This window comes from Bradyrhizobium campsiandrae, from assembly GCF_014529705.1.
Taxonomy (GTDB): domain Bacteria; phylum Pseudomonadota; class Alphaproteobacteria; order Rhizobiales; family Xanthobacteraceae; genus Bradyrhizobium; species Bradyrhizobium campsiandrae.
Genome location: NZ_JAANIH010000413.1, coordinates 1 through 242, shown reverse-complemented (window position 1 = coordinate 242; position 242 = coordinate 1). Strand labels below are relative to the sequence as shown.

Annotated in this window: 1 pseudogene; it reads left to right on the top strand. The window is 58.7% G+C overall.

The window, feature by feature from the left end:
• A pseudogene (locus G8O24_RS43710) lies at positions 1 to 242 on the top strand (ABC transporter substrate-binding protein); the annotation flags it as partial.

Here is a 242-nt window from a genome sequence, read left to right as displayed (position 1 = left end):
CGCCGACGCGGTGGTGTGGAACGTCGACAAGGTGCTCAAGCAGGATGCGCCGCAATTCGATCCGAGCCAGGTCGGCGTCACCGCGACGCGCATGCCCACGCTCGTATCTGCCAAAAAGATCGACGACTTCACCGTGGAGATCACGACCAAGACGGTCGATTCCTTCTTTCCCTATCAGATGCTGTGGTTCCTGGTGTCGAGCCCGGCGCAATATGAAAAGCTCGGCAAGGATTGGGACAAGT